Here is a 2,459-nt window from a genome sequence, read left to right as displayed (position 1 = left end):
AGTAGGTCACCGCCGGACAATATTTGAATACAGGTTGAGCCCGTACCAGTGCTGGTACGGGCTCTTCCTCTTTAACGGGCCAGGCTTGTCGGGCCCGGTCAGGCACGGCCCCGCCGGCGCCGCCGGCGTCGAGGCAGCAGGCGCCGTCCGCCCGACCCCAGGCACCAGGCCGGGCATCGTCTCTTGGACGTGTTGCGTGCCCCGAGCATGCAGAATCGATCTCCCTCCCACCGCTCCGCCTTCGGACCTTCGTGTGGGAGCTCTGCCGCATCGGGGTAAGCCCTGCGATATTGCCGATATTACCGATATTGCCGGAACAGCCGATTCTCGGTTTTTAACGTTGCATGGTCCACTCTTACCCTTACAAATCCCAGCTTGTGGGGATAGCGTCGCGACCTCGGGGCCAGACGGCTGCGGCTGCCAAACTGCTGGTGGTGCAGTGGCCCCTCTCGATAAGCCAGAGAGAAGGCGGAACCTTATGAGTCGGATTGCAGCACTCACACAGTTTGGGGGGCATCGGGGGAGGGGGAGTAACAGACGCAGATATTTTAGGAACCTGCTTGGTCTGGTTGGCGCATTGCTGGCCGCATTGGTGGTCACGGCGTTGCCGGCGCAGGCCGTGTTTTCCGGCCCGCAGCCTGGTGATGCCGTTCCCGCCGCCCAGGTCGAAATCACAATGACCGGTCAGGGGTTGGGGACCGCCGCAACGGGAGGACTGCCGCCCGTAGGAGCGGCATTTGATATCAGTGCCTATCCCCCGGACGTACCGGCAGATTACGAAACCGATAATCCGTCCTTCGCCGGCACCATCCTCACCGAGGATGCGGAGGGCAACATCCAGGAAATGTACTGCATCGACATCCGTACCTCCACCTACTCCGGGCTGGGGTATGAGAGCGGTACGTGGGGTGAGGCCAACGTTCCCAACGTGGGATACGTGAACCGGGTCCTGAATAGCTACTACCCGGACCAGCCCGGCCTCCCTGCCGAAGCAGCGAATGACAGTATTCGTGCTGCAGCGGTCCAGGCAGCAATCTGGTTCTTCAGCGACGGCTTCGTCCTGCAGGACACGGATCCGGTCCGCCCGCTGACTCAGGGAATTATCGACGCTGTTCTTGCAGCCGGGCCACTCACTGAACCGCCGCCGCCGGACGTGACTATTGCTCCCCCTGTAGCCGCCGGACCAGTGGACGGCGTGACGGGGCCCTTCACCGTGACCGCCGGCGGCGGCGCGGCACTGACAGTGGAGGCACCCGCGGGCTTCACTCTGTTCACGGATCCCGCGGGGACCGTTCCCCTCGTTAACCCGGTGGAGTCCGGCAGCCAGGTCTGGGTACGCAGTACGGCCCAAACCACGGACCCTGCTGTGATCACCGCAAGTGCTGTGGTGACCGTAGAGACAGGCAACGTCTACCTCTACGCGGGCAACAACCCCGACGTGACGACGGCGCAAAAGCTGATCCTGGCGGCCAACGCACAGATTGAGTCCAACGCCCAGGCCACGGCGGAGTTCTTCGTCGCCGGAGACCTAACGGTAAATAAGGCCTTTGCCGGAGAGGCAGCCGGCAGCCAGGGCGCCATCGTCCTTGCTGTGGACTGCGGTCCTGTAGGGGCTTTCGTCTTTGAAATCCCGGCCGGGACAACAACCCCGGTAACCGAAACCGTAACCGATCTTCCGGTTGGAACGGTCTGCTCTGTGACGGAAGAGACTACCGGGTCCACCACGGAGGTGACGGTGACGCCTACCCTCTCCGATCCGGTGACGATCACTGAGGGGGAGAATGTTCTCACCGTGACCAATACCGTGGAATTCAACCCGGGCAACCTGGTCGTGGCGAAAACCATCACCGGCTCCGGAGCCGGCCTGCAGGACGACATCGTGCTGCACGTCCAGTGCGGTGACGGGCTGATTGACGAGACGTTCGTGATCCCCGCGGGAACCACGGTCGGCACGTTTACCCAGCTGTACCAAGGGATCCCGGCGGGGGTTCTGTGCCGGGTCTCGGAGCCGACGTCAGGTGCCAACGAGGATGTCACCGTCTCCTCCTCAGGTACGGCGGAGGTCACCATCCTGCCGGGGCAGGAGCTGACAGCTGAGGTGGTCAATGAATACGCCCCCGTGCCGGTAACCGAACGGCTCCCGCGGACCGGGGCTGAAGACGCCACTGCCATGGCCATGGCAGCAGGTGGTGCCGTCCTGGCCGGATCGCTGTTGATCCTGGGTTCGTTCCGGAGGCGCAGCAGCTAGTCCAGGGCCTCCCGTACGGAGAGGCTGACGGATAGCAGGAGCCGGCGCCCGGTAGGGGGCCGGCTCCAGCTATCCGGACGATTTGCGGCTACGGGCAAACGTGTGTAAAGTTTTCTAAGTCGCCGCGGCCGGGACGCTGGAAAAGCGCCCGAGCATGGCGGCCAAACCCCAACAAAAAACAGAGTCCAACCAGTGCGCGCCCTTCGCGGGG

The 2,459-nt window shown here is 63.5% G+C and carries 1 protein-coding gene; it reads left to right on the top strand.

All coding sequences use genetic code 11. The features are described 5' to 3' along the window. Positions 1 to 577: 577 nt before the first annotated feature. Entirely contained in the window at positions 578 to 2,248 is a 1,671-nt protein-coding gene (locus NNX34_RS15965) for a thioester domain-containing protein (protein WP_255767515.1), read from the top strand. Positions 2,249 to 2,459: the final 211 nt, after the last annotated feature.

This window comes from Arthrobacter sp. zg-Y1116 (assembly GCF_024385485.1).
In the GTDB taxonomy this organism is placed as follows: domain Bacteria; phylum Actinomycetota; class Actinomycetes; order Actinomycetales; family Micrococcaceae; genus Arthrobacter_B.
The sequence above is the reverse complement of the archived record's forward strand: the minus strand, read 5'-3'. Positions and strand labels throughout refer to the sequence as shown.